The following is a 22,046-nucleotide window of genomic DNA, read 5'->3' on the forward strand; positions in this document are numbered from 1 at the left end:
TACGTATAAAGATTAAATAATACACATACAGACAGTATGGGTATTATTATGTCATTTTAAAGTTGTAATTCAAGCAAGGCTCTGTAGTGATAATGCATATAAGAGTAACTATATCCTAAGAAGCTTTTGTTTGCTAAGAAAACGTTCCAGCTAAAGCAATAAAGAACCTAATAGTGTATTCAATAGCCCAGCCCAGCCCAGATAAGTTAAGCTGCTACTTTTTCGAAGCGCGCGATTGACTCAACGTGCCCAGTATGACAAAACATATCCATCACTCCAGCATGAGTCAGACGATAACCTTGCTCCAACAGTGCTTTTGTATCACGAGCGAGAGTAGCAGGGTTGCAAGAGACATAAACAATCCGCTCAGCGTTAAACTTAGGTAAATACTGCATAATTTCCCAAGCGCCAGAGCGGGGTGGATCGATAAGTAATGCATCAAAACCTTGATTAGCCCATGGTTTATCTGAGCAATCATGAGTCAAATCTTGAGTATAAAATTCAGTGTTATGAATGTCATTGCGCCGCGCATTCTCTGCTGCACGTGCAGTCATTGCATCACTACCTTCAACGCCTACGACTGAACCGGTTTCTCCGACAAGACGTGCTAATGGCAAACTGAAATTGCCCAAACCGCTGAACAGATCTAGTACGCGTTCACCCACTTTTAGATCTAATAATTCGCAAGCAAGCTTAGTCATCTGTCGATTAACGGACAGATTTACTTGGGTAAAGTCCGTAGGGATAAACTCAAAAGTAAGATTGTATTCTGGCAATTGATAATATAGACGCCCAAACTGCTCGGTCATATCATCAGCATCAGTTAAAGCAATACGTTTAATACTGTCAGCGCCTTTAGACTGTAAATATAACTGCCAGTTGCGTGCAGTAAAAAAGACTTTGAGCTTCTCTATATCTGCGTCAGATAAGGGAGCCAAGTTACGCACAATGAGTGCAACTGGCTGATTGCCATCGGGTAGCTCTGGCATCTGCTCACCCATCGCCAGCTCAAGCTGAGCAATTTTGTCACGGCTCTCAAGCGTACTAATAAGTGTTTTTAAATTCTCAATCTCAAAGCCAATGCGCGGATCTAAGATATGACACTCATTTAACTCTGCCAAAAAGTTACTTGAGCGCTCACGAAAGCCGACCAAAGCGGTTTCTTTTTTGGCGACATAGCGTACGCCCAATCGAGCTTTGGTGCGATAGCCAAGGCGATCACCCACTACCGGCGCAAGCCAAGTATCAGGCTCAACATTCGCTTGATGCACGAGCATCTCCGCAAGTACCGATTGTTTAAAGTTGATCTGACTATCTGGCTGCCAGTGTTGCAAGTTACAACCACCGCATACACCGAAGTGTGGGCAAGGCGGTACAGCGCGTTCAGGGTTTGGATTGGCAGTGATACTAATTGCGTCGCCTTCTTCAAAACTGGTACGGCTATTAGTTAGTTTCACTAAAGCACTTTCACCCGGTAAAGCAAAGCTGACAAAGACCTTTTTGCCATGCTTATCTTCTACATGACCATCGGCCTCACCAAAGCCATTGCCATATACCGCAACCCCGCGACCATCATGCGATAAGCCATCAATAGTAAAAGGTAGTGGCTCTGCCTCTTTTAGACGACGACGCGTCTTTGACGATGGTTTAGATTTTTTCTTATTAGGCGGGATAGTGATCGTTTGGGTATCGTTGACTTGTGACGTAGTATCAGGTGCTGTAGACGTTTGTGAATCGGTGGGTTGCATAAACCTGCCTTAATAATAAATGATAAATAACTAAAAGAATGATGGCGCGTGCTACTATTTATGGCGCTATTTCTATGACTCTGGTTTTTACAATTGGGGTGATTATGGCTTTGTTTTTTATGATTGGGGCGCAGATGACCAATCAGCAATAAACTCATGATGGCGAGCTTTGCCATCTGCTTGAGTGAATTTTGCCAAATAATCACGACTCTGCTGTTGCCAATAAGTATAAGACGGTGACGACAGCTTACCTGTCAGACGCAGCCAGCGTAAATATATCAGCCATGTATTCATGACATCAGATTCGCAATATATCGATAGCGTTTGCCAATCACCCTGGTTAACGAGTTCGCCAACCATGCTGCCATCCACATCAGTCTTACCGGGTAGGCCATATAGGCTTGCAACGACATCCATTGCTTCACGTCGACTCGCACCGTATTGGCTAAATCTGTCCATCAGATCCAAATGCTTTGTTTGAAAACGGTTGACGTAATTATCAAAACGCATACTTTTTATACGTTCGCCTTCCTCAAATAACCATGGGGCGGACAAATCGTATTGCATAGCACGGTAAATAAGAACCGGAATATCAAAGCCAGAGCCATTCCAACTAATCAGCTGTGGCAAGGTTTCAATATCATTAAATGCTCGAAAAAACTTGGCAAGAATATCTTTTTCGCTAAATTTATCTGCAGTTAAAGAAAACAAAGAAAACTGTCCATCTTTAATATATAACGCCGATATGCAGACAATACGTTGTAATGGTAAACGCATAAAGTCATGCCCAGCCTCTTGTATTCTGATCGCAGTCAATGCACTTAAAGCATCGGCATTGTTTAAATCAGCCAACTGCGGATAGATACGGCGTGCGGCGTCAGTATCTGCTACTGTCTCAATATCGAAAACCAGTATGGGATTAGCAGGTAGGGCATGTGACATAAATAATCCTAGTTACTTACTTATGCTTGCGTGCTGCTGTCATCAACATTATACAAGCCAGTTGATAGATAACGATCGCCACGATCACAGACAATAAAGGCAATAACGGCATCTGGGTTTTCTTTGGCAACTTGCGTAGCTGCCCATGCTGCTGCTCCTGATGAAACACCTGCAAAGATACCTTCAGTCTTCGACAGTTTACGCATATAGACTTCAGCGATACGCTGATCAATATCCATAACTTCATCGACTAAATCTGCTTCAAAGATACCGGGCATGTAGGCAGCAGGCCAGCGGCGGATACCAGCGATAGAAGCTTCTTCATCAGGTTGCAAACCGATAACTTTAATCGCAGGGTTTTGCTCTTTAAGATATTTTGACACGCCTGTGATAGTACCTGTAGTCCCCATTGAGCTAATAAAGTGGGTGATTTTACCATCAGTTTGTGCCCATAGCTCAGGACCCGTAGTCAGATAATGCGCTTGCTTATTATCAGGATTATTAAATTGATCTAATACGATACCCTGACCTTCAGATTGCATTTGTAGCGCTAAATCACGTGCTGCTTCTATTCCTTCGTCTACTTCAATCAAAGTAGCACCATAAGCTATCATCGCATCTTTGCGCTCTTGGGTAGAGTTGGTCGGCATCAGTAGTGTCATTGGATAACCGCGCATAGCGGCGACCATGGCTAAAGCAATGCCAGTATTGCCACTAGTTGCTTCAATCAAAGTGTCACCAGGCTTGATATCACCACGCTTCTCCGCTTGATAAATCATATTAAAAGCAGGACGATCCTTTACAGAACCTGCAGGATTATTACCTTCAAGTTTGGCCAATAACACCGCACCATTTATAATGTTTTCTTCTATAGGCAAACGATGTAATTTCACTAATGGCGTCTGACCAACGCAATCGGCAAGCTCAGTGACTTGAGTAATAAAGTTGGCGTTTGACATGGCCGTAGAGGACATAAGGTATCCTTGTTTATTTTCAAATAATAGTTTGTTTTTTTAAATATAGTTTTGGTTTTTGACTAAGTGTTTCCACAGCTACTAGCCGTGTTAGCTAATGATTGATATAAACGCTCATTAAAGCATTTCAATCATAAGAAAATGGCGACAATTAAAAATTTGCACCATTATATCATTTTGTTTTTAGCTACGCTGATAGCATCAAGATATTTTGGTAAACAAATAGTGCTAAAAACAAGGCTGTGCAAGTAAATTGCCTCCCAGTAATAACTATTAACCATAAATGATGAAGCGTTTTTTAGCTATTGGAATATAAGGTAAGCACTAAAATCCATAGCAAGTTGGCAACAACAATCTTCTAAGTTGTGATTTACAGTCGCTCATCAGCAATGATTTGCGATGACAACCTTTATATCTATAAATACTGTTAAAATACCTAAAATATTTAGAAAGTTAACTATTAGGGCATGTCCTCAATTCAATCGATTATCATCTAAATGGACTAAAAATGGCTAAATTTTGCCAAACAGCGTCAAATAGCTGGTTAATATCTCGATATTATCTGCGCTACCTTCCTTGTTTGACTGCAATTTATCTCATTTTTATCACCATTTTTAAAATGAGGACATGCCCTAGGCAAAACAGCTTATATTTGCTATTTATACATAGCATAAACGTCTGTAGGGATTAAATCTAACATGGCATACAAAAAACGCTTTGATACCAGTAGCGCCTATGGTCAGTTGATCATATTGGTGTTTTTGCCGATTTGTGTGTTGGCAGCGGTCGGTGGCATTCTAGTTTTTCATGAAACTATGCGTGCCAGTGAATCAGAGCAAGAGGCTTTAGCTGAAGCCGTGTTGATTCGTTATAAACCTATGGTAACTGAGCTGATCCCTGCATTGTTGGAGCAAGAACGTCAGCAGTCAAAAGCTAATGAGGAAAATTCTCAAAATATGGTTAGTGATATGGCGGCTGCTAGCCAAGCGGCACTTGAAAACAATATCCGACCTGAGAATCTACCCTTATCTCAAGTACATTCAGACCATTATATTAGTGCTCGTGGTGGTAGATTGAGTAGTGCGATTCTATCAGAAGAAGCGCTGGGAGGAATGCCTACCTCTCATTCATCTACTGCTCGAGTAATTGATGAAAGTCTCAGTGCGACAACTGATGCTCCTAAAGGCGCCATGGCAACATTGGTATCGATTCGCGATAGACTGAGTCGTATGCAGTCGGAACAGCATGTACAACGCATTGCAATTATCAATGAGAATGATCAGGTGCTCGCGACGGTAGGTTATGGGGTTAGTGAAAGCTGGCCTTTAATTGATACGTCGCAAAATTTTTTATCACAGCAAGCCACGCCTATTGGTACGGCTTATGGCAGCGTATTGGGTGATTTTGAAGGACAAAGATTGTGGCTGTTCGTCGATATGGATAATGAGCCGCTTTACATTGCGCGCTACCGTATCGCTATGGCGCTGGTTATTACCGGTCTCTTTACTATCTTAATCTTGCTGTTGAGTCTTAATATTTATGCCAAACGCTGGATTGCGCCTATTTATGAGCTGCGTTTGCAGCTACAGCGTACTCATGTAGATAATTTATATAAGCCTATTCCAGTAGAGTCCGATGGTGAGTTGAACTTGCTGCAACAAGACTTGGTAAAAACTTTACGGCGCTTGCACTCAAGTTTTCAAGAATTAAAAGATCATGCTGAACAGACCGAGGATGACTTACGTCTGGCTTTTGATGAGATGGAAATGCAAAACATCTCTATCCGCAATGCGCGTGATGATGCGATTTCAACCAGCCAAGCCAAATCTGCATTTTTAGCCAATATTAGTCATGAGCTGCGGACACCGCTGAATAGCATCGATGGTTTTATCAATCTGCTGGCACGCCACGGTGAGCTAAATCCTGAGCAAGACTTATATGTGCATACGATTCGTAAATCGTCTGCGCATCTACTGGCGCTCGTGAATGATGTGCTGGACTTCTCTAAGATTGAAGCAGGTAAGTTGGTGCTTGATCGTCATGAGTTTGACCTTTACGACACCATATATGACGTGGTCGATATGCTCTCTCCAGTATCGGCGGAGAAAGGCCTACGTATGGCCGTGTTGTTCTACAATGATGTGCCAATGCGCATTGTGGGTGATGCCCTACGCCTCAAGCAAGTTTTGACCAATCTAGTCGGTAATGCCATTAAGTTTACAGATAGCGGTGATGTAGTGGTGCGAGTAAGCTTGGACGATCATCGCGATAATTATCTGATGATTAGTGTCCAAGATAGTGGTAAGGGGATTTCTCTAGCAGATCAAAAGATGTTATTTCAAAGCTTTAGCCAAGGCGATCCATCCATTACACGTCAGTATGGTGGCACAGGGCTAGGCCTTGTAATCTCTAAGCAATTAACGCGCCTTATGGGCGGTGATATTGGTTTTTATGATAACGCCCAAGAGAACATAGCCAATCAAGGGGCGACCTTTTGGTTCCGCATGCCAACTCATATTGATGTGTTAGAAGCGGCGACAGGGCAAACCATTGCGTTACCGGTACTAGCGCCACTTGCCAGCGAAAATGATGAATTTAACGTCTTGGTTTGGATTAATCACAACGCTTCCAGACAAGTACTCAAAGCCAGCTTGCAGACCTTACCGATTAAGCTTACTCAGGCCAACTCTTTACCAGGTGTGCTTGAGTCGCTTAAAGAGCAGGGCAATTATTGGGACTGGGTAATCGTTGATAATGATACTCAAGATGACATGATGGCACTGCTTAAACAAATTCGTTTGCATTATCAAGGTAAGCTCGCTGTCTTTGGCTATCAGGTTGCCGCCGATCAGGCACTATTGAACCGTTATCACGCCAATATCCTATATGAGCCGTTGGATAAAAGGCAGCTGTATGCCATGCTTGATACCCAAAAGAAAAGCGAACCAATCGAAGCGCAAGCACCGCGCTGGCATGGCGTGACTGTGCTTGCTGTAGACGATCATCTGCCCAATCTCTTGGTGTTAGATGCACTTCTCAGCGAGCTTGGCATTCACGTCATTACTGCCAATAGTGGCTTTGATGCTATTGAATTGATTAGTAAACAGCAAACTAAAAATATAAAAAATGCTAAACCTACTCAGCAAAGCTTATCCAACAAAACGCAGATTTCAAAAGCCCAAGCTCGTGCTCAAATCAATACAGCTTCTACTAATACTGTATCGACTACAGATATGCACACAGAAGAAAAATCAGCTAACTCAAAAAATAAGGCGCAAGATAAGGCACAGGATAAAGACAGTATCGATCTTATCTTTATGGATATCCAAATGCCGCGCATGTCAGGACGCGAGGCAGCGCAGCAAATTCGCAAAATCGAAGTCGGTGATAGTCATATTCCTATTATTGCGTTAACCGCGCATGGATTATCTGACGAGCGTGACAAGCTGCTCGCGTGCGGTATCGATGATTATGTTGGCAAACCAATCAGCCAACCGCAATTGTTACAAGTGCTACAAAAATGGTTAGGGCGCACGTCAACCACACAAAGTCTGAGCACAGTTACGCCTGCTGATGATATTAATAGCATAGCTCCTGAGGTCATAGATAGTGCTAGTGTCAGCACGCTAAAAAGCACGCCAGTAGATAAACCAGTACCGCGCCCATTATCATTAAAGAAAATTCGTGACGATTATATGCGGGATATTCAACCTCGTGATGATTATATGCGAGAACCGCAACGTGTTACTCAGCCGCGTTATCAAGGCTTACAATACCAAGACCAACTGCAAGAGTCTTCCAGCGAACAAGATGGGCAATCACAAGAGCAGTCGTCAAAAGACAACGGTTGGAAGAGTAGTGCTATTGATGGACTAAAGGTATTGGACTGGGAAGACGCCTTGACCCGTTCGGCGAATAAGCCAGATCTTGCTGCTAAGCTAATCATTATGATGATTGATACGATTGCAGATGAAAAAGACGCCTTGGCTCAAGCATGGCAGGCACGAGACCGAAACATGCTCGCGCAAGTTGCGCATCGAATCTTAGGTGCAAGTCGTTACACTGGTGTTCCGCAATTACGGCAAGCTAGCCAAGACTTAGAAGATAAGTGCTTATTAAATGTACAACACACTACGCCAGCACAGTTTGCAATGCTCAAGCCTTATCATGAAGCCCTATTGCTCGCGTTGACCAATTTACAGATGCTTGATCTATCTCCATACCCGCAATTGACCTATCACCGTCTAAGCGAAAATGATATGACATGGAAGATGATTTAATGAGAATAAAAAATAAGTTGAATAAATATTGGCTAAAATAATAGGCTAGATAAGTAGTAAATAGCTATTTGATAAGTTATTTATAATGTCATGGAAACGTGTTTTTAAACATAAAGATATTGATAGCGCTACAGTCAATTATTCGTAAGGTATAGCAGATATAAGCCTGTTAAGATTGATAGCATATTGCAGCTAAAATGAACATTATCTTATCTCCCTCATTTATTATTAAGGATCATTATGCATGCTATCACCGCCTATCAATATAAAACCCTGCAAGTCAGCGTGACTGAAAATATTGCAACCGTTACGATAAATCGGCCAGAAAAAAAGAATGCCATGAGCTTTAAAGTAGTTGATGAACTGATTGCTGCTGCTGGGCACATTAGCAAGGATAAAACGTTGCGTGCTGTCATTCTTAATGGTGCTGAAGGGACGTTTTGCGCTGGTATTGATCTGGGTGATTTAAATCATCCTAAAAATCAGGCTTATGCATTTTGGGAATTAATCAAACCATGCCAGAGTTTATTTCAGCGAGTTTGTTTGGTCTGGCGTGATGTACCAATTCCCGTGATTGCCGTATTAGAAGGATATTGTATCGGAGCAGGTTTGCAATTAGCGTTAGCTTGTGATGTACGTATCAGTCATCCTGATTGCAAGCTTTCTATTATGGAAGCTAAATGGGGTTTGGTGCCAGATATGGGACTAACGCAATCAGCGCTAGGAGTAGTGCGTGCAGACGTCCTAAAAGAACTGGCGATGAGTGCACGTACCATTGATGCAGAAGAAGGGAAGCAATTGGGATTGGTTAGTCATTGTAGCGAGTCGCCATTACAACAGGCGCAGACACTTGCTGCTGAGTTCGCCGAGCGTTCTCCTGATGCAGTACTTGCTAGCAAGCGAGTCATCAATGCGATGTATCAGCAATCGAATATTACTTTGTATAAAGAAAAAATGTGGCAATTGAAGCTAATGATGGGACGCAACCGTAAGCTTGCATTAAAGAAAGCTAAGCAAGCCAGCACTGCTTTCGCTAAACGCCAATTCCGTTAAGCTGGAACATATCTTAAGGCATTATTTTAGTTGATTTTTAATTGTCAGGGTTTGTTCTATTAACGTTATACATCCATTGAAATATAAGCGAGCAGTACGATATAACACTGTCAGCTTATGTACCTAGGTTTATAAACACTTATGTATGCATAATTATTGTTTTTAGTAGTCTATTTTTATTCATAAATAAAATCTACAAGCAATTAAAATATCAATAACAAAATAATAAACCTATATAAAACGGCCTAACTATGTCTGCTCCAAAATCCTCTCTGCCTAATAGACCTGTTGCTTCTGAACGCGTGCGTTCTGCTGATTTGCCCGTTGCATGGATTATGATGCTCGGGCTGATTGTTGCGGTAGGGCCATTATCTATTGATATGTATTTACCTGCACTCCCATCAATGGCAGATGACTTTGGTGTATCAACGGCATTTATGGCCAACTCTGTCCCTGCCTATTTTTTTGGCTTGGTATTTGGACAGCTGTTTTATGGTCCTTTTAGTGATCGCGTTGGTCGCGTAAAACCTTTATATATTGGTATGAGCTTGTATGTGGTTGCGTCAATAGTGTGTGCTACGACCAGTAACGAGTATGTGTTATTCGCTGGGCGTACGCTGCAGGCGCTAGGAGCGTGTGTAGGTGCAGTCGTTACTCGTGCAGCGATACGTGATCGACTTACTGCACGACAAACTGCCAAAGCATTTTCTATTATGATATTAGTAATGGGGTTAGCGCCTATACTAGCGCCATCGCTTGGTGCACTATTTTTGCAGTTCTTTGATTGGCATTCTATTTTTTGGTTTTTAGCAGCTTTTGGGGTGCTCAATCTATTGCTAACTAAGTTTTTCTTCTTTGAAACCCTCACTGAAGAAAACCGTAACGTGCGTCCTGCCAAAGAAGTGCTCAGTCAATACTGGGAGCTATTAAAAGATCCAACCTTTAATTATCCAGCGATTGGAGGTGGTCTATTGATGGGGGCGATGTTTGTCTATATCAGCTCAGCTTCTGAGCTAATAATGGATACTTATGGTGTTTCTGCAACGCATTTTGGTTGGCTTTTTGGTATGAATGCCGCAGGCTTTGTAGCATTAACCCAGCTAAACCAATGGCTCACCAATCGCTTCCGTATTTTAAGTATCTTACGTTTCGGCGCGATGATGCAGGTAATCTCTGCCGCTGCACTGTTTATCATAGGTCTTACTCTTGGTGTAGATGCGTGGCTGCCGTTGGTATTAACCTGTATCTTCTTTTGTATTGCCGGTCTTGGTTTGACCCAGCCAAACGCTTCTGCCATTGCGCTGGCTTTTCAAAAGCGTCGTGCTGGTATGGCAAGTGCAATGCAAGGCTCATTGATGTTTTCAGTAGGTATCTTTGGTGGTTTATTATTAAACCTGTTTCCGGTTAATCCAGTACTTAAGATTGGGATTGCTATGTTTACCTTAATGAGTCTTGGCTGTTTTTTGATTTGGAAAATAGACCGTAATTTGAATCTTGACGACACTGAATAACCGATTGGCAAGTTGAAGTTCTCTTTATTTAAGGAGTTCTCTCTATTTAATAAGCATCCATACGTTTAATACGTAGTGGATGCTTTTTTTTCGTCTTTATTAAAATATAAGTAAAACTCAAATACAAGTAAGCCCAGTTAATAAAGTTCCTACTGTCTGTTTCATCTTAAATCAGTGATTATTCGTCTAAATTCTCCTAATACTAGTTGTTAATACCACTTGTCAACTTATCTGTCCACCTGTCTATATTTATGTATATGTCCATAGCTATCGAAAAGTTACTGAATTATTATCGAATGTAATAGTTTGTATTTAATATTATCAAGATATTCTACAAATCTATTAAGTTCTTATTCGAGGTATAGCAAATATTTTCTAATGTTCAACTATGAATTATGAAGACATTGTATAAAGTACTTCCAATTATGTTAAGTGTTGGATTGTTTGGATGTAGCAACTCCACTAATAACGCGACTACGCAAGAGAGCGCTAATAAGAGTAGTACAGCAGCTGTTGAAAACGAAAGTCAATTTGTGAGTAAGTTGCCTGATACAGCGTCAATAGTGAAGCTTTCTACTGATGCACAGTTTGCGCCTTATGGTTTTAACGACGAGTACGGTAGTGTCACTGGGTTTGATATCGATCTCATGCGTCAGATCGGTGAAGATCAAGGATTTAAAGTCGAAGTCTATAATGATCCTTGGAAGAAGCTATTTGATAATATAGATAGTAAAAATAGAGATATGGTGGCAGCTGGTCTTACTTACAGTGATGAAAGAAATAGCAAATATTTACTGTCAGATGTTTATGCGCCCCTGCCTACCAGCCTAGTGTGTTTAGATGATAAATTGAATATTAAGTCACTAAATGATTTGAATGACGTGCGTATTGGTGTATTAAGCGATTCTGAACCTTATCAATTTTTTGCAAAAGGCGATTATAAAGTGGGTGCCGTAGAACAGTATCCAACCACATTTGCAGCAGTACAAGCTATGGCACAAGATAAAGTCGATGCGGTCGTAGATGGTTCTGGTGTTATTCGCTATTTATTAAACGATTTATCAGATTTAACGCCAATATATTTTGACTATGAAGGTATTGGTGCAGATGGTGCTCGAAAAGTTTTCCTCATTGATGAAAATCAGCCTGAATTACTTAAAAAGGTCAATACAGGGCTAGAAGGGTTAAAAAAGATGGTACGTATGCTGTGTTAACGACAAAATGGTTTGGTGAAGACTTGACTGAAACGGCTTTAAAACAGCAAAAAATGTTAAAGACGAGCTAAATTTCGATAAAATCAAAGCGATCTGACCTTTTATATTTTTTTCTGCAAAAAAGCATTCATACGATTAATACGTATAAATGCTTTTTTGTGTTCCTAATAAAATATAAGCCTACCTAAACTTGAAACTGTGTTTTTCATTAGGCTGTAAACGCAAACAGATGTTTATATACCATCAAATGAAAATAGATGTCATTTACTATCCGCTTACCTTGATTGCTTTTGCAAAGTTACTTAAGTATTATTCATTGTAAATTTCTGTAATAAAGATATGGTTTATTTGTCGTAGAAACATACTAAATTGTTATTAAATGCATTTGTTAGAAAATATTGAATCAATAACTTTTTATCAAAAGATTTTATCATTGAAGGCTATCTGCATTCACTACGGCACATTAATACACTATACAAAACATACGTAAGCAAAAGTATTTTTCATTTTGCATAAATGAATGGATGTTAAATATCAAAGCTAGCGATCATTACTAACTAAAACGTAGATGTTTTTTAATTTTCAAGGACAGATCATGAAGCAATTATATCGAGTACTTCCTATCGTACTAAGTGTTGGTTTGTTTGGCTGTAGTAATCCTAATAATGCTACTACGCAAGACAGCGCAAATACCAACAGTCCAGTAGTGACAGAAAATAAAGATGCTTTTGTAAGTAAATTACCTGATAGCGCTCCAGTCGTCAAAGTAGGCACTGAGGCAAACTATGCTCCTTATGAATTCAAGGATGAGTACGGAAATGTAACTGGATTCGATATAGAACTCATGCAGTATATTGGTGAAAACCAAGGCTTTAAAATTGAAGTCTATAATGATCCTTGGGAAGGATTGTTTAACAATTTGGATAATAAAAGTCGAGATATGGTAGCAGCAGGGTTAACTTATAGTAATGAGCGCGCTAGTAAGTATTTGCTTTCAAATGCTTATGCACCGCTTCCTACCAGCCTTGTGTATCTGGATAAGTCATTAAACATTCAATCTTTGAATGATCTAAGTAATGTAAGGCTGGGTGTATTAAGTAATTCAGAACCATATGAATATTTTGTTCAGGGAAATTATAAAACTAAAGCTATAGAACAATATCCAACCACATTTGCAGCAGTAGAAGCTATGGTACAAGACAAAGTTGATGCGGTTGTAGATGATTCAGGCGTACTCCGCTATACCTTAAACGATTTACCAAGTCTGCAGCCACAGTATTTCGATTATGAAAGTATTAGAGCAGATGGTGCTCACAAAGTATTTCTAATTGATAAAAGCCAACCTGATTTGCTTAAAAAAGTAAATATAGGATTAAAAGGGCTTAAAGAAGATGGAACTTATGCAAGGTTAACCACTAAATGGTTCGGCACAGATTTGACCAAAATATCCTTACAGCAAGAGGAGATGTTGCAGCAGACTCAAGTGCAGTAGTTATGGAACGTATTACTTCTAAATAAGTAAAAAATATGAATTTATCTACACATTAAAAGGAATATGCTATGACTATATCAACTCAAAACGGTAATTCACGTTATCGTGGTTTGATTCTGTCGATTGCTGCCTTCTTGGCATTGATTGGAGTGTTGCTCGCCTTTACGTTTTATACCTCAAGTGTTCTTGAGCGCAATACCACACTAGTAAATATATCTAATAAAACAGCTAACAATGCTCAATCTATCATCAAAGACTTGTTTGATTTACAAAGCAGTGTGGGTGAGCATATCAACTCTCCTCATCAAAAGCGTGTGAGAGAAAGACTAGAGAATAATACTAAGGAGATTGATCTATTACTGGTTAGTATGCGTGAAGGCTCGGAATACGTTGATGCGACGGGGAGTGCTTATAATATTCCAAGTATCAAGACGGCAACTGAATTGGCAGCCTTAGAAGAAGCAAAGCAAGACTGGAGTAATCTTAAGCCATTGATTGCAAACTATCTTGAGGGTGCTAGTGATATTCGTGTTGACTCTTCAGATGAACTAGCATTGGCTTATGAACAGGCAAAAACCTCTAGTCTACGGATGAATAATGCTCTAGATAAGCTCACTAGCGAGGTTTATAAAGAAACAGAAAGCCAAGCTACGACCATTCGCCTGATTCAGTTACTTGGCGTTGCGGCTATTTTTGCTTACTTTTTGATCTTCGTATTCTTCTTTGTACGTCGCTTGCGTGATACTGATGCTGAAGCATTGGCTGCACGTCGCGAAACACAAGAGATTATGCAAACGGTTAATACAGGTTTGTTCTTGCTGGATAAAGACTTAAATATTGGTCAGCAGCATTCACGGGCACTTAATAGTATTATTGGCGCTGATAGCTTGGCAGGAGAAAACTTTGCCAACGTACTACGTGGCCGTATTTCTGATAAAGACCTAAAGACCACGCGTCAATTCGTTGAGCAACTATATAACCCGCGCGTTAAAGAAAAGCTCGTCAATGACCTTAATCCTCTACATAAAGTCTTGCTACATAACACGTCTGGTGAGCATGGCTCAGACAGTCGTTTCTTAGATTTTAGATTCTCACGTGTTTATGAAGATAAAGATATTGCTCGTATTTTGGTCAACGTTAATGATGTCTCAGACGCTGTTTACTTAGAACAACGTCTAGAAAAAGAGCGCTCACAGAATGACATGCAGATTGAGATGTTAACAACCATCTTGAACGTAAATCCAAAAATCATTAATGAGTTCATCGCTAATACCAAAAATCATATCGAAAAAATCAATAATGTCTTGAAGAATCCTGGGAGCACGCAATACGAGCTTGAGGTTAAGTTAAACTCTATCTATCGTGAAATGCATAGCTTGAAAGGTGAGGCTTCAGCATTAAAACTGCATAGTTTTACTAAGATTGCATCAGAGGCAGAAGATCAGCTTAACGTGCTACAAAATCAAGGCAAGCTATCAGGTAATGATTTCCTACCTTTGGCAGTGCATTTAGATGACTTATTGAGCCTATCTAATACTATCGAAAAATTAGGAGAACGTATAAATCGTTCGTCACCAGCAAGTGCAGCGAATAGCAGTGCGGCAACAATACCAAACTCTGTAGTGGCAGATTTGAGTACGCCTGTAGCCGAGACTCAAGCAACGAACTTTTCGATGAATGATTTAGAGGTTGAAGGTAATGATATTGACCTAGAGGAAGAGTCAGATAGTCATCTGCTAGCTTATTATCATGATTTTGCGCAAGATATTGCGGCAAGACAAGGTAAACAAGTACAGCTTGATAGTACTACTTTAGGGCAAGTTAGAATACCAGAACGCCTCAGAAACACTGTTAAAGAAATTAGTATCCAGTTGCTACGTAACGCTGTAGTGCACGGTATTGAGACACCTGATATACGTCAATCAGTGGGTAAACCTGCTGTTGGTACCATTGGTCTAGAAATGCAAAGTACTGGCCAAGACTTCGTTGTTACTTTACAAGATGACGGCCAAGGCATTGACTATGACAGTATTCGTGAAAAGCTAGTCAAAGAAGGTCGTTTCGATGTACAAGAAGCGAGTCAGCTTGATCATAGTGGCTTACTAAAGCAACTATTTTCTTCTGGGTTTTCTACCAAGGAGAATGCGGACGAAGACGGCGGTCGCGGTGTTGGTTTAGACATCATCAAGGCTCAAGTAAAAGAATACGATGGTAAGCTCAATATAAATAGTGAGTATGGCAAGATGACGCGTTTTGTCATTACGCTACCTAACGCTTAATTAAGGATAATAGATACGTTATGTATAAACTAATGATTGTTGATGATTCCAATATTATCCGGAACCGGATTCAGCGGGCTTATGACTCAGGAAATTTCATGTTGGTTGCTACAGCAACCAGTGGTGTTCAAGCCATTGAAAAATTCAATATGCATCGCCCAGATGTCATCACGATGGATCTAACCATGCCGCAAATGGATGGTCTTGAATGTATCGAGAAGATTATTGCTATTGATCCTGATGTACGGATTTTGGTGGTATCGGCTTTGTCTGATAAATCTACAGGTATTGAAGCATTATCGTTGGGCGCCAGCGGGTTTCTCTGTAAACCTTTTTCAGAAGAAGATCTCGTAGAATCTTTGTATGAGCTGATGCAAGACTGATATCATCCAACGACTTAAGTAGATGTAATTATGAAAGAACAAAAGCTACAGATTTTTTTGAACATTATTAGCAACTATTTTAATCAGTTTGGGGGTGCAGAGCTTATCGCTGACACTCCCTACTTATTAGAAAATAAACAGCCAAAAGTCCATGACTATACAGGTGTAATTGGTATATCAGGGGTTCAAAAAGGCGTGGTGTACTTTTCAGCAACGCGTGAATTACTGGCTTCTATATTAAACAGTATGGGCGAAACTGACGAGAGTGAAGAGATTTACATGGACCTTGCGGGTGAGGTTGCCAATACGATAGCTGGCAATGCCCGCAATGAATTTGGTGCAGAATTTCATATCTCGGTACCGTTCGTGTTTAAAGGTTCACCGCAAAGTATTGTATTACCTAGCGATGAGCGTTCCTTTATCATTCCCATCACTTGGCTGTCGCAAGTCGGCGAGATTGTGGTCTGTCTGCAGGATTAATTATCCTGCTGGCACGTGATGAATATGGACAATAATATATTATGGTTAAAGTAGAGAAGTTAGGTGTGTTTCTAAGTTCGATTAATGCATTTTTTACGCAGATCGATGACGCACAAGTGGCTATTAGCACTCCTTATTTAAATAACAACAGAAGCGCTATTGGCTATGATTATAGCGGTGTTATCGAAATATCAGGCCCTCTTAAAGGCTGTGTTTATGTGAGCGCTCCCAGCATTATGCTGCGCGAGGTTATCAAAGTTATGGGCGAGCCTGATTCATCAATTACAATGATGAAAGATTTACTTGGTGAAATGGCCAATACCATATCTGGTAATGCTCGTACTGAATTTGGTTCGGAGTTCATCATCTCGCCACCTAAGATTGTTGAAGGTGCACCAAGTGTGTCTTATCTGCCAAAAGACCGGCATAGTTACATTACACCCTTCACATGGCGCGGCTATGAGGCGGTGATAGGTATCTGTATCGCTTAATCTAAATTAATCAGCAAAACTGACTATGATTAAAAAAACGACGTATATGCGTCGTTTTTTTGTGCTTTATTAATAAGCGCTTCGTGTTAGCCTTAATTACTGAGAGAGATAAAGCATCCAATCAAAACAATTGTCTATAACTTATATCTGCTTCAATAAACTGCTGGAGCTTATCATGAGTTATATGATAAAATACAGCGCAGCTATTTCTATAATTTACTTATATTTTTGACTATAGCTCAATTTTTTAAACCAACCAATGACACACACATCATGGCAAAAAATTGCTGGGTGTTTGGCGACTTGATTAATTTGCATGTAATAGATAATTACGATGTTGCACATATAAAGCATAGATCGTAAGCAAATGCGTGTCGCTAGATAGGCAGTTTTTGTGATGTGGAGGCATAACCCAACCAACAGGACATTTAACATGGCTACAAAGAATCCAACTAAAATTGAAATGCGTGACTTACTACAAGCCGGCGCTCACTTTGGTCACCAAACACGTTTTTGGAATCCAAAAATGGGTCCATATATCTTTGGTGCACGTAACAAGATTCACATCATCAACTTAGAGCATACTGTAAAAGCATTCAACGAAGCATTGACTTACGTGAATGGCCTAGCTGCTAAGAAAAATAAAGTATTATTTGTTGGTACTAAACGCGCTGCTAGCGGTATCATCCGTGAGCAAGCTGCTCGTGCTGGCATGCCATACGTTGACCATCGTTGGTTAGGTGGTATGTTGACCAACTGGAAAACACTACGCCAGTCAATCAACCGTCTAAAAGAGCTTGAAAAGCAAGCAGAAGATGGTACCTTCGCTAAGCTAACTAAGCGTGAAGCGTTAGAGCGTACTCGCGATATGGAAAAACTTGAGCGTTCACTAGGCGGTATTAAAGATATGGGTGGCCTACCTGATGCAATCTTTATCGTTGATGTAGATCATGAGGCGATCGCGATCAAAGAAGCTAAAAACCTAGGTATCCCAGTTATCGGTATCGTTGATACGAACTCTAACCCAGACAACGTTGATTACATCATCCCTGCAAACGATGATGCTATTCGTGCTGTGACGCTGTATGTAACTTCTATTGCTGATGCGATTATCGCTGGTAAAGAGTATGCACAGACTCAAGCTGGTGGCAAAGCTGAGCAAGAGCAAACTTCAGAGCAAGCGCCTGCTGCTACTGAAGAAGCACCAGCTGAAGCTAAAGCAGAAGAAGCTGCAACTCCAGCAGAATAAATATGACCCGTAAGGTTTAACTTTGTAAGGGTGTCTTGATAGTGTTTTTATTGACATCCATATAAGGTTATTAACAGCGTATAAGCTCACAATAGGCATGATGTAGTTTTACTCGTCATGCCTTATTGTTGATGGGAAGCTCGTTAATAGGCGAGTATTATCGTTTATATTTGTCCTCGTTATATACAATACCTGACATGCAATAGTTGTGATAACGACCAATAATGAGCGCTCTCATTGCTATAAGAGCGACACAGTAATAACAAATATCGAAAATATATTACATAGAAATTAAGCACTCCTATACATAACAATACTAAGGTGACTCTTATGACAGAAGTAAAAGTATCTGCCAAAATGGTAAAAGAACTGCGCGACCGTACTGGTCTTGGCATGATGGAATGTAAAAAAGCGTTAGAAGAATCAAACGGTGATGTTGAAGTTGCCATTGATAATTTACGTAAATCTGGCCAAGCAAAAGCGGCTAAAAAAGCGGGTAACATCGCAGCTGATGGCGCTATTATCATCGCTCAAGGCGACAATAAAGCATTCTTATTAGAAGTTAACTGCCAAACTGACTTCGTTGCAAAAGATGATAGCTTTACTGCATTTGCAGAAAAAGTTGCTAATCTTGCGTTAGAAAACAACGTCACTGATGTTGCTGCTATCTCTGAATTGCCTTATGGCGATGGTCAAACTGTTGAAGAAGCTCGCATATCATTGGTACAAAAAATCGGCGAAAACATTCAAATCCGTCGTGTTGAAACTATTCAAGGCGACAATATTGCATCATACCGTCACGGTCTACGTATCGGTGTGGTTGTATCTTACGAAGGCGGCAGTGCAGATACTGGCAAAAACCTTGCCATGCACATTGCTGCATTTAACCCTGTCGCAGTAGATGACGAAGACGTTGCAGCTGACGTACTAGCACGCGAAAAAGATATCATTGAAGCAAAAGCGAAAGAGTCTGGCAAGCCTGACAACATCGTTGAAAAAATGATTGAAGGTGGCTTACGTAAATACCTAGACGAAGTAACTTTACTACGTCAGCCTTACGTTATGGACAATGAGAAAAAAGTTGGTGACGTTCTAAAAGCTGAAGGCGTAAAAGTACTTGGTTTCAAACGTTTAGAAGTTGGTGAAGGCATCGAGAAAAAGCAAGAAGACTTCGCTGCTGAAGTTGCTGCTACACAAGCATTAGCCAATAAATAAGTTTTAATTTATTGTAGCCATTGCTAATCGGTGTTTTCGATTTAGCATAAAAAAGCCCGTTATTTGATTAACGGGCTTTTTTGTGTCTATTACTAACGTTCAATATTATAACTGCTTTTTAATTACCGTAGTGCAGCATAGGCAGAGTTAGCATAACTGGCACTGCCACTGTTATTACTAGTGCCATAACTGACGGTTTGCATCCCGCCACTGTTATCATTGCTATTGATCGTTGTATTACTGGCGCTCATAGTGTTACCTGAGAGACCAGAATCGTTTTTATATAAACTATGATAACGGCTCATCACTTGTTTGACATAGTTACGAGTTTCTTTGAAAGGCGGAATACCATTGTATTTATCTACGTTGCCTTCTCCGGCGTTGTAACCTGCAATCGCAAATTCAACATTATTGTTGAAGCGGCGCATGAGCCAAGCGATATATTTGGCCGAGCCTTCGATATTGTCAGCAGGGTTCCACGGATTACTAACCTTAAAGCGACTAGCTGTAGCAGGCATCAATTGCATTAAGCCTTGTGCTCCTACAGGAGAGCGTGCATTTGGATTAAAGGCTGATTCAGTATGCATCATTGCTTTCATTAAGCCAGGATCAATACCGTGACGAGAAGCAGAGGCACGGATATAACTGTCATAGGCATCACGAGTACCACTTCTACTCGCAGAGCTACTGCCATAATCAGTGCTATTGCTGGCACCATCATACATTTTTGAATCTTTATAATAAGTAACTTTTACTTTTTTGGTAAATTTATCGAAGTTGCCACTTGGATTGACGTTAGTGAGGAGAACTTGTCCACCTTTGTCTTTATAAATATACATGTTACCGGCTTGAGCAGTAACAGATAAAGTAGATAGGGCAACAGTAGTCCATAAAACAGGAGATAAAAAACGGTTAAAGAAGGGTGCAATATTTATCATAAAGGTATCACTTTTCATCGAATAGTAGCAAATTGCTTTGCTCATAGGCGCGATATTTTGCTTATCAAAGTCGTTACCGCGATTATAGAATTTCATAACAGTAGCTAAAATAAATAACCAACAAAAATCACGTCTAATAAAAATCACTTGCAATAGATACAAAAGATAATAGTTGCTTACTATAACATAAAATAACTTTTAACCCTATAATCTTAACGAAGAAGACTATTTTGATAGCTCTTACTTTGTAAGAAAATCTTAACCAAATCAAAATATTAATGTTACCTAACCATTGGTTAAAACTAGTAAAGAGAGATGAATAATTCTATCTATAATATGATTGCAAAATGGTAAAAATCAATAAAGCGTTAGTAGTCTTAAAGTTAGGTTGAACAGAAGTTTGTATTATTAATGAAGATAATAGCTGTGATAAGTGGTGAACTTGATAGTTAATAGCTCTTGATACAAGAGCTCTCAATATAGTAGCTCTTAATACAAGATATCTAGATACCTAAAGCCCCAATGAATATAGGTACCCAAACTGCGGTAAGCAAACCGTTCACCGCCAGTCCAAACGCAGCATAGCGTCCAGCAGTATGACTTATTTGCCAAGCTTCTACGGTACCAAAGGCATGAGCCGCTAGTCCTAAAGCCAAGCCTTTAGCACGGTCGTCATCAATACCGCGAAATAAAAATCGAGCCAAAGTGCCACCTATCAGTCCTGAGACAATAATAATTAAGTTAGCCATTGCCAGAGGTGCTTTAATCAAATCTGCCACACTCAGGCCAATAGGCGTGGTCACAGAACGGGTAGCGAAGGCCAGTATAGTGTCATGGCTCAGTGAGAATATATAAGCCAATGACATCGGTAGTAATGCCCCAACCAGACTAGCAATAACCACAATTAGAGTTAAGCTTTTGACAGGTAGACCTTTAAAACTCATCGCTGCCAGTGGTACAGCTAGCAATACGGTTACATAACCTAATAAGTGATCGAATACTGGTTTGGCAACACCGTAATAATTATTGTAATCCCAACGCAGAATGAATAAGAACACGATGACTAATACAAGCGCAGTGATAACCATAGGCAGCCAAGATATCTTCCTTGCTAATACGCGAGCAATCACGTGCGCCGCTAGAGTCAGTAATATCGCTGCAAGGGTAGCCATAAATACACTATCAAAGCTCATAATTTTCCTCCGCAGCTCATTGCTGTCCCTTTTGCTGGTTAGTAGTGTCAGTATTTATGTCTGCATTATGATTTAGCCAACGATTGGCAAGTAGCCCCAGACCCCAAAGCGGTATCAGCGTACTAATCAATATGGTTAGCATGACGCCCCATAACTCATCACCTAATGCAAAAAGTAGCAAGCCTGCACCAGCTGATACTGGCAAAAAGGCAAAGCCGCTATCCACTAGTAGTGTATTGCTAGCCTTGGTCAACCAGCCCGGTAAACCTTTTAGCAATCGCCATGCTACAAGAATAAAAAACATCGCTACTAAACCAACTACATTGGCGGCTTTTTCAATACCCGCCCACTGACAAATAACAACCGCTGTTTCACGGACAACAATAACCATAGCTAGCGTCAATATTAACGCAATCCATGGTGGCATAGTCGATGAGTGAGTCGTCTTCATAAGCATTCCTTGCCAAGATAGCAATTAGTAAATGTCATCAGTAAGATAGGATAAGAGTTATGTCATTGGCATGGAAAGCCATGTTATAGAATATGGTTGTAAGCAAGCATAGGAGCGTGCAGTCAATAATAAATTTTATTGACTCTGTAATAA

General features: G+C 40.3%; 17 protein-coding genes. 11 read left to right on the plus strand and 6 right to left on the minus strand.

Annotation, left to right across the window (positions count from 1 at the left end):
• Positions 1 to 206 precede the first annotated feature (206 nt).
• The 3 genes from rlmD to cysM form a co-directional block, all read right to left on the minus strand.
• Entirely contained in the window at positions 207 to 1,748 is a 1,542-nt protein-coding gene (gene rlmD, locus ACTQ9S_RS06785; RefSeq protein WP_440454501.1) for a 23S rRNA (uracil(1939)-C(5))-methyltransferase RlmD, read from the minus strand.
• Positions 1,749 to 1,865: 117 nt separating this feature from the next.
• Complete coding sequence (locus ACTQ9S_RS06790; RefSeq protein WP_068034364.1) at positions 1,866 to 2,690, minus strand: 3'-5' exonuclease; 825 nt, start codon at positions 2,688 to 2,690, stop codon at positions 1,866 to 1,868.
• A gap of 20 nt (positions 2,691 to 2,710) precedes the next feature.
• Positions 2,711 to 3,649 (minus strand): cysteine synthase CysM, encoded by a 939-nt coding sequence (gene cysM, locus ACTQ9S_RS06795; protein ID WP_440454529.1) that lies wholly within the window; start codon positions 3,647 to 3,649, stop codon positions 2,711 to 2,713.
• Positions 3,650 to 4,362: 713 nt separating this feature from the next.
• On the opposite strand from cysM, the gene ACTQ9S_RS06800 reads away from it, so the two are divergent.
• The 11 genes from ACTQ9S_RS06800 (at position 4,363) to tsf (ending at position 19,311) form a co-directional block, all read left to right on the plus strand.
• Entirely contained in the window at positions 4,363 to 7,944 is a 3,582-nt protein-coding gene (locus ACTQ9S_RS06800) for an ATP-binding protein (RefSeq protein WP_440454502.1), read from the plus strand.
• A gap of 240 nt (positions 7,945 to 8,184) precedes the next feature.
• The gene (locus ACTQ9S_RS06805) at positions 8,185 to 8,997 is read left to right on the plus strand and encodes a crotonase/enoyl-CoA hydratase family protein (RefSeq protein ID WP_350655448.1); all 813 of its coding nucleotides are present in this window, start codon (positions 8,185 to 8,187) and stop codon (positions 8,995 to 8,997) included.
• A 251-nt stretch (positions 8,998 to 9,248) separates the two neighbouring features.
• The gene (locus ACTQ9S_RS06810) at positions 9,249 to 10,508 is read left to right on the plus strand and encodes a multidrug effflux MFS transporter (protein WP_350655447.1); all 1,260 of its coding nucleotides are present in this window, start codon (positions 9,249 to 9,251) and stop codon (positions 10,506 to 10,508) included.
• A gap of 425 nt (positions 10,509 to 10,933) precedes the next feature.
• On the plus strand, positions 10,934 to 11,722 hold the full coding sequence (locus ACTQ9S_RS06815; protein WP_350655446.1) for a substrate-binding periplasmic protein: 789 nt from the start codon (positions 10,934 to 10,936) through the stop codon (positions 11,720 to 11,722).
• Between the two features lie 595 nt (positions 11,723 to 12,317).
• Positions 12,318 to 13,214 (plus strand): substrate-binding periplasmic protein, encoded by an 897-nt coding sequence (locus ACTQ9S_RS06820; protein WP_350655445.1) that lies wholly within the window; start codon positions 12,318 to 12,320, stop codon positions 13,212 to 13,214.
• A gap of 68 nt (positions 13,215 to 13,282) precedes the next feature.
• Positions 13,283 to 15,493 (plus strand): ATP-binding protein, encoded by a 2,211-nt coding sequence (locus tag ACTQ9S_RS06825; protein WP_350655444.1) that lies wholly within the window; start codon positions 13,283 to 13,285, stop codon positions 15,491 to 15,493.
• Between the two features lie 32 nt (positions 15,494 to 15,525).
• Positions 15,526 to 15,876: a response regulator gene (locus ACTQ9S_RS06830; RefSeq protein WP_228138930.1), complete on the plus strand. Its 351-nt coding sequence runs from the start codon at positions 15,526 to 15,528 to the stop codon at positions 15,874 to 15,876.
• Between the two features lie 30 nt (positions 15,877 to 15,906).
• Positions 15,907 to 16,356, plus strand: a complete 450-nt coding sequence (locus tag ACTQ9S_RS06835) for a chemotaxis protein CheX (protein WP_440454503.1) — start codon at positions 15,907 to 15,909, stop codon at positions 16,354 to 16,356.
• Between the two features lie 41 nt (positions 16,357 to 16,397).
• On the plus strand, positions 16,398 to 16,847 hold the full coding sequence (locus ACTQ9S_RS06840) for a chemotaxis protein CheX (protein ID WP_068034390.1): 450 nt from the start codon (positions 16,398 to 16,400) through the stop codon (positions 16,845 to 16,847).
• 433 nt (positions 16,848 to 17,280) lie between these two features.
• Positions 17,281 to 18,096 carry a 30S ribosomal protein S2 gene (rpsB, locus tag ACTQ9S_RS06845; RefSeq protein ID WP_068034393.1) on the plus strand — a complete coding sequence of 272 codons (816 nt, stop codon included), beginning with the start codon at positions 17,281 to 17,283 and terminating at the stop codon, positions 18,094 to 18,096.
• Positions 18,097 to 18,426: 330 nt separating this feature from the next.
• Positions 18,427 to 19,311 (plus strand): translation elongation factor Ts, encoded by an 885-nt coding sequence (tsf, locus tag ACTQ9S_RS06850; RefSeq protein WP_440454504.1) that lies wholly within the window; start codon positions 18,427 to 18,429, stop codon positions 19,309 to 19,311.
• A gap of 122 nt (positions 19,312 to 19,433) precedes the next feature.
• Here the strand turns inward: tsf and ACTQ9S_RS06855 are convergent, their stop codons facing one another.
• The 3 genes from ACTQ9S_RS06855 to ACTQ9S_RS06865 form a co-directional block, all read right to left on the minus strand.
• Positions 19,434 to 20,249, minus strand: a complete 816-nt coding sequence (locus tag ACTQ9S_RS06855) for a lytic transglycosylase domain-containing protein (RefSeq protein WP_068038919.1) — start codon at positions 20,247 to 20,249, stop codon at positions 19,434 to 19,436.
• Between the two features lie 503 nt (positions 20,250 to 20,752).
• Positions 20,753 to 21,442, minus strand: coding sequence for an LrgB family protein (locus ACTQ9S_RS06860; protein WP_068034397.1), 690 nt, complete (start codon positions 21,440 to 21,442; stop codon positions 20,753 to 20,755).
• Between the two features lie 16 nt (positions 21,443 to 21,458).
• Positions 21,459 to 21,893, minus strand: coding sequence for a CidA/LrgA family protein (locus ACTQ9S_RS06865; RefSeq protein ID WP_350655441.1), 435 nt, complete (start codon positions 21,891 to 21,893; stop codon positions 21,459 to 21,461).
• Between the last annotated feature and the right edge of the window lie 153 nt (positions 21,894 to 22,046).

Source organism: Psychrobacter sp. ASPA161_9, assembly GCF_051970275.1.
Taxonomy (GTDB): Bacteria; Pseudomonadota; Gammaproteobacteria; order Pseudomonadales; family Moraxellaceae; genus Psychrobacter.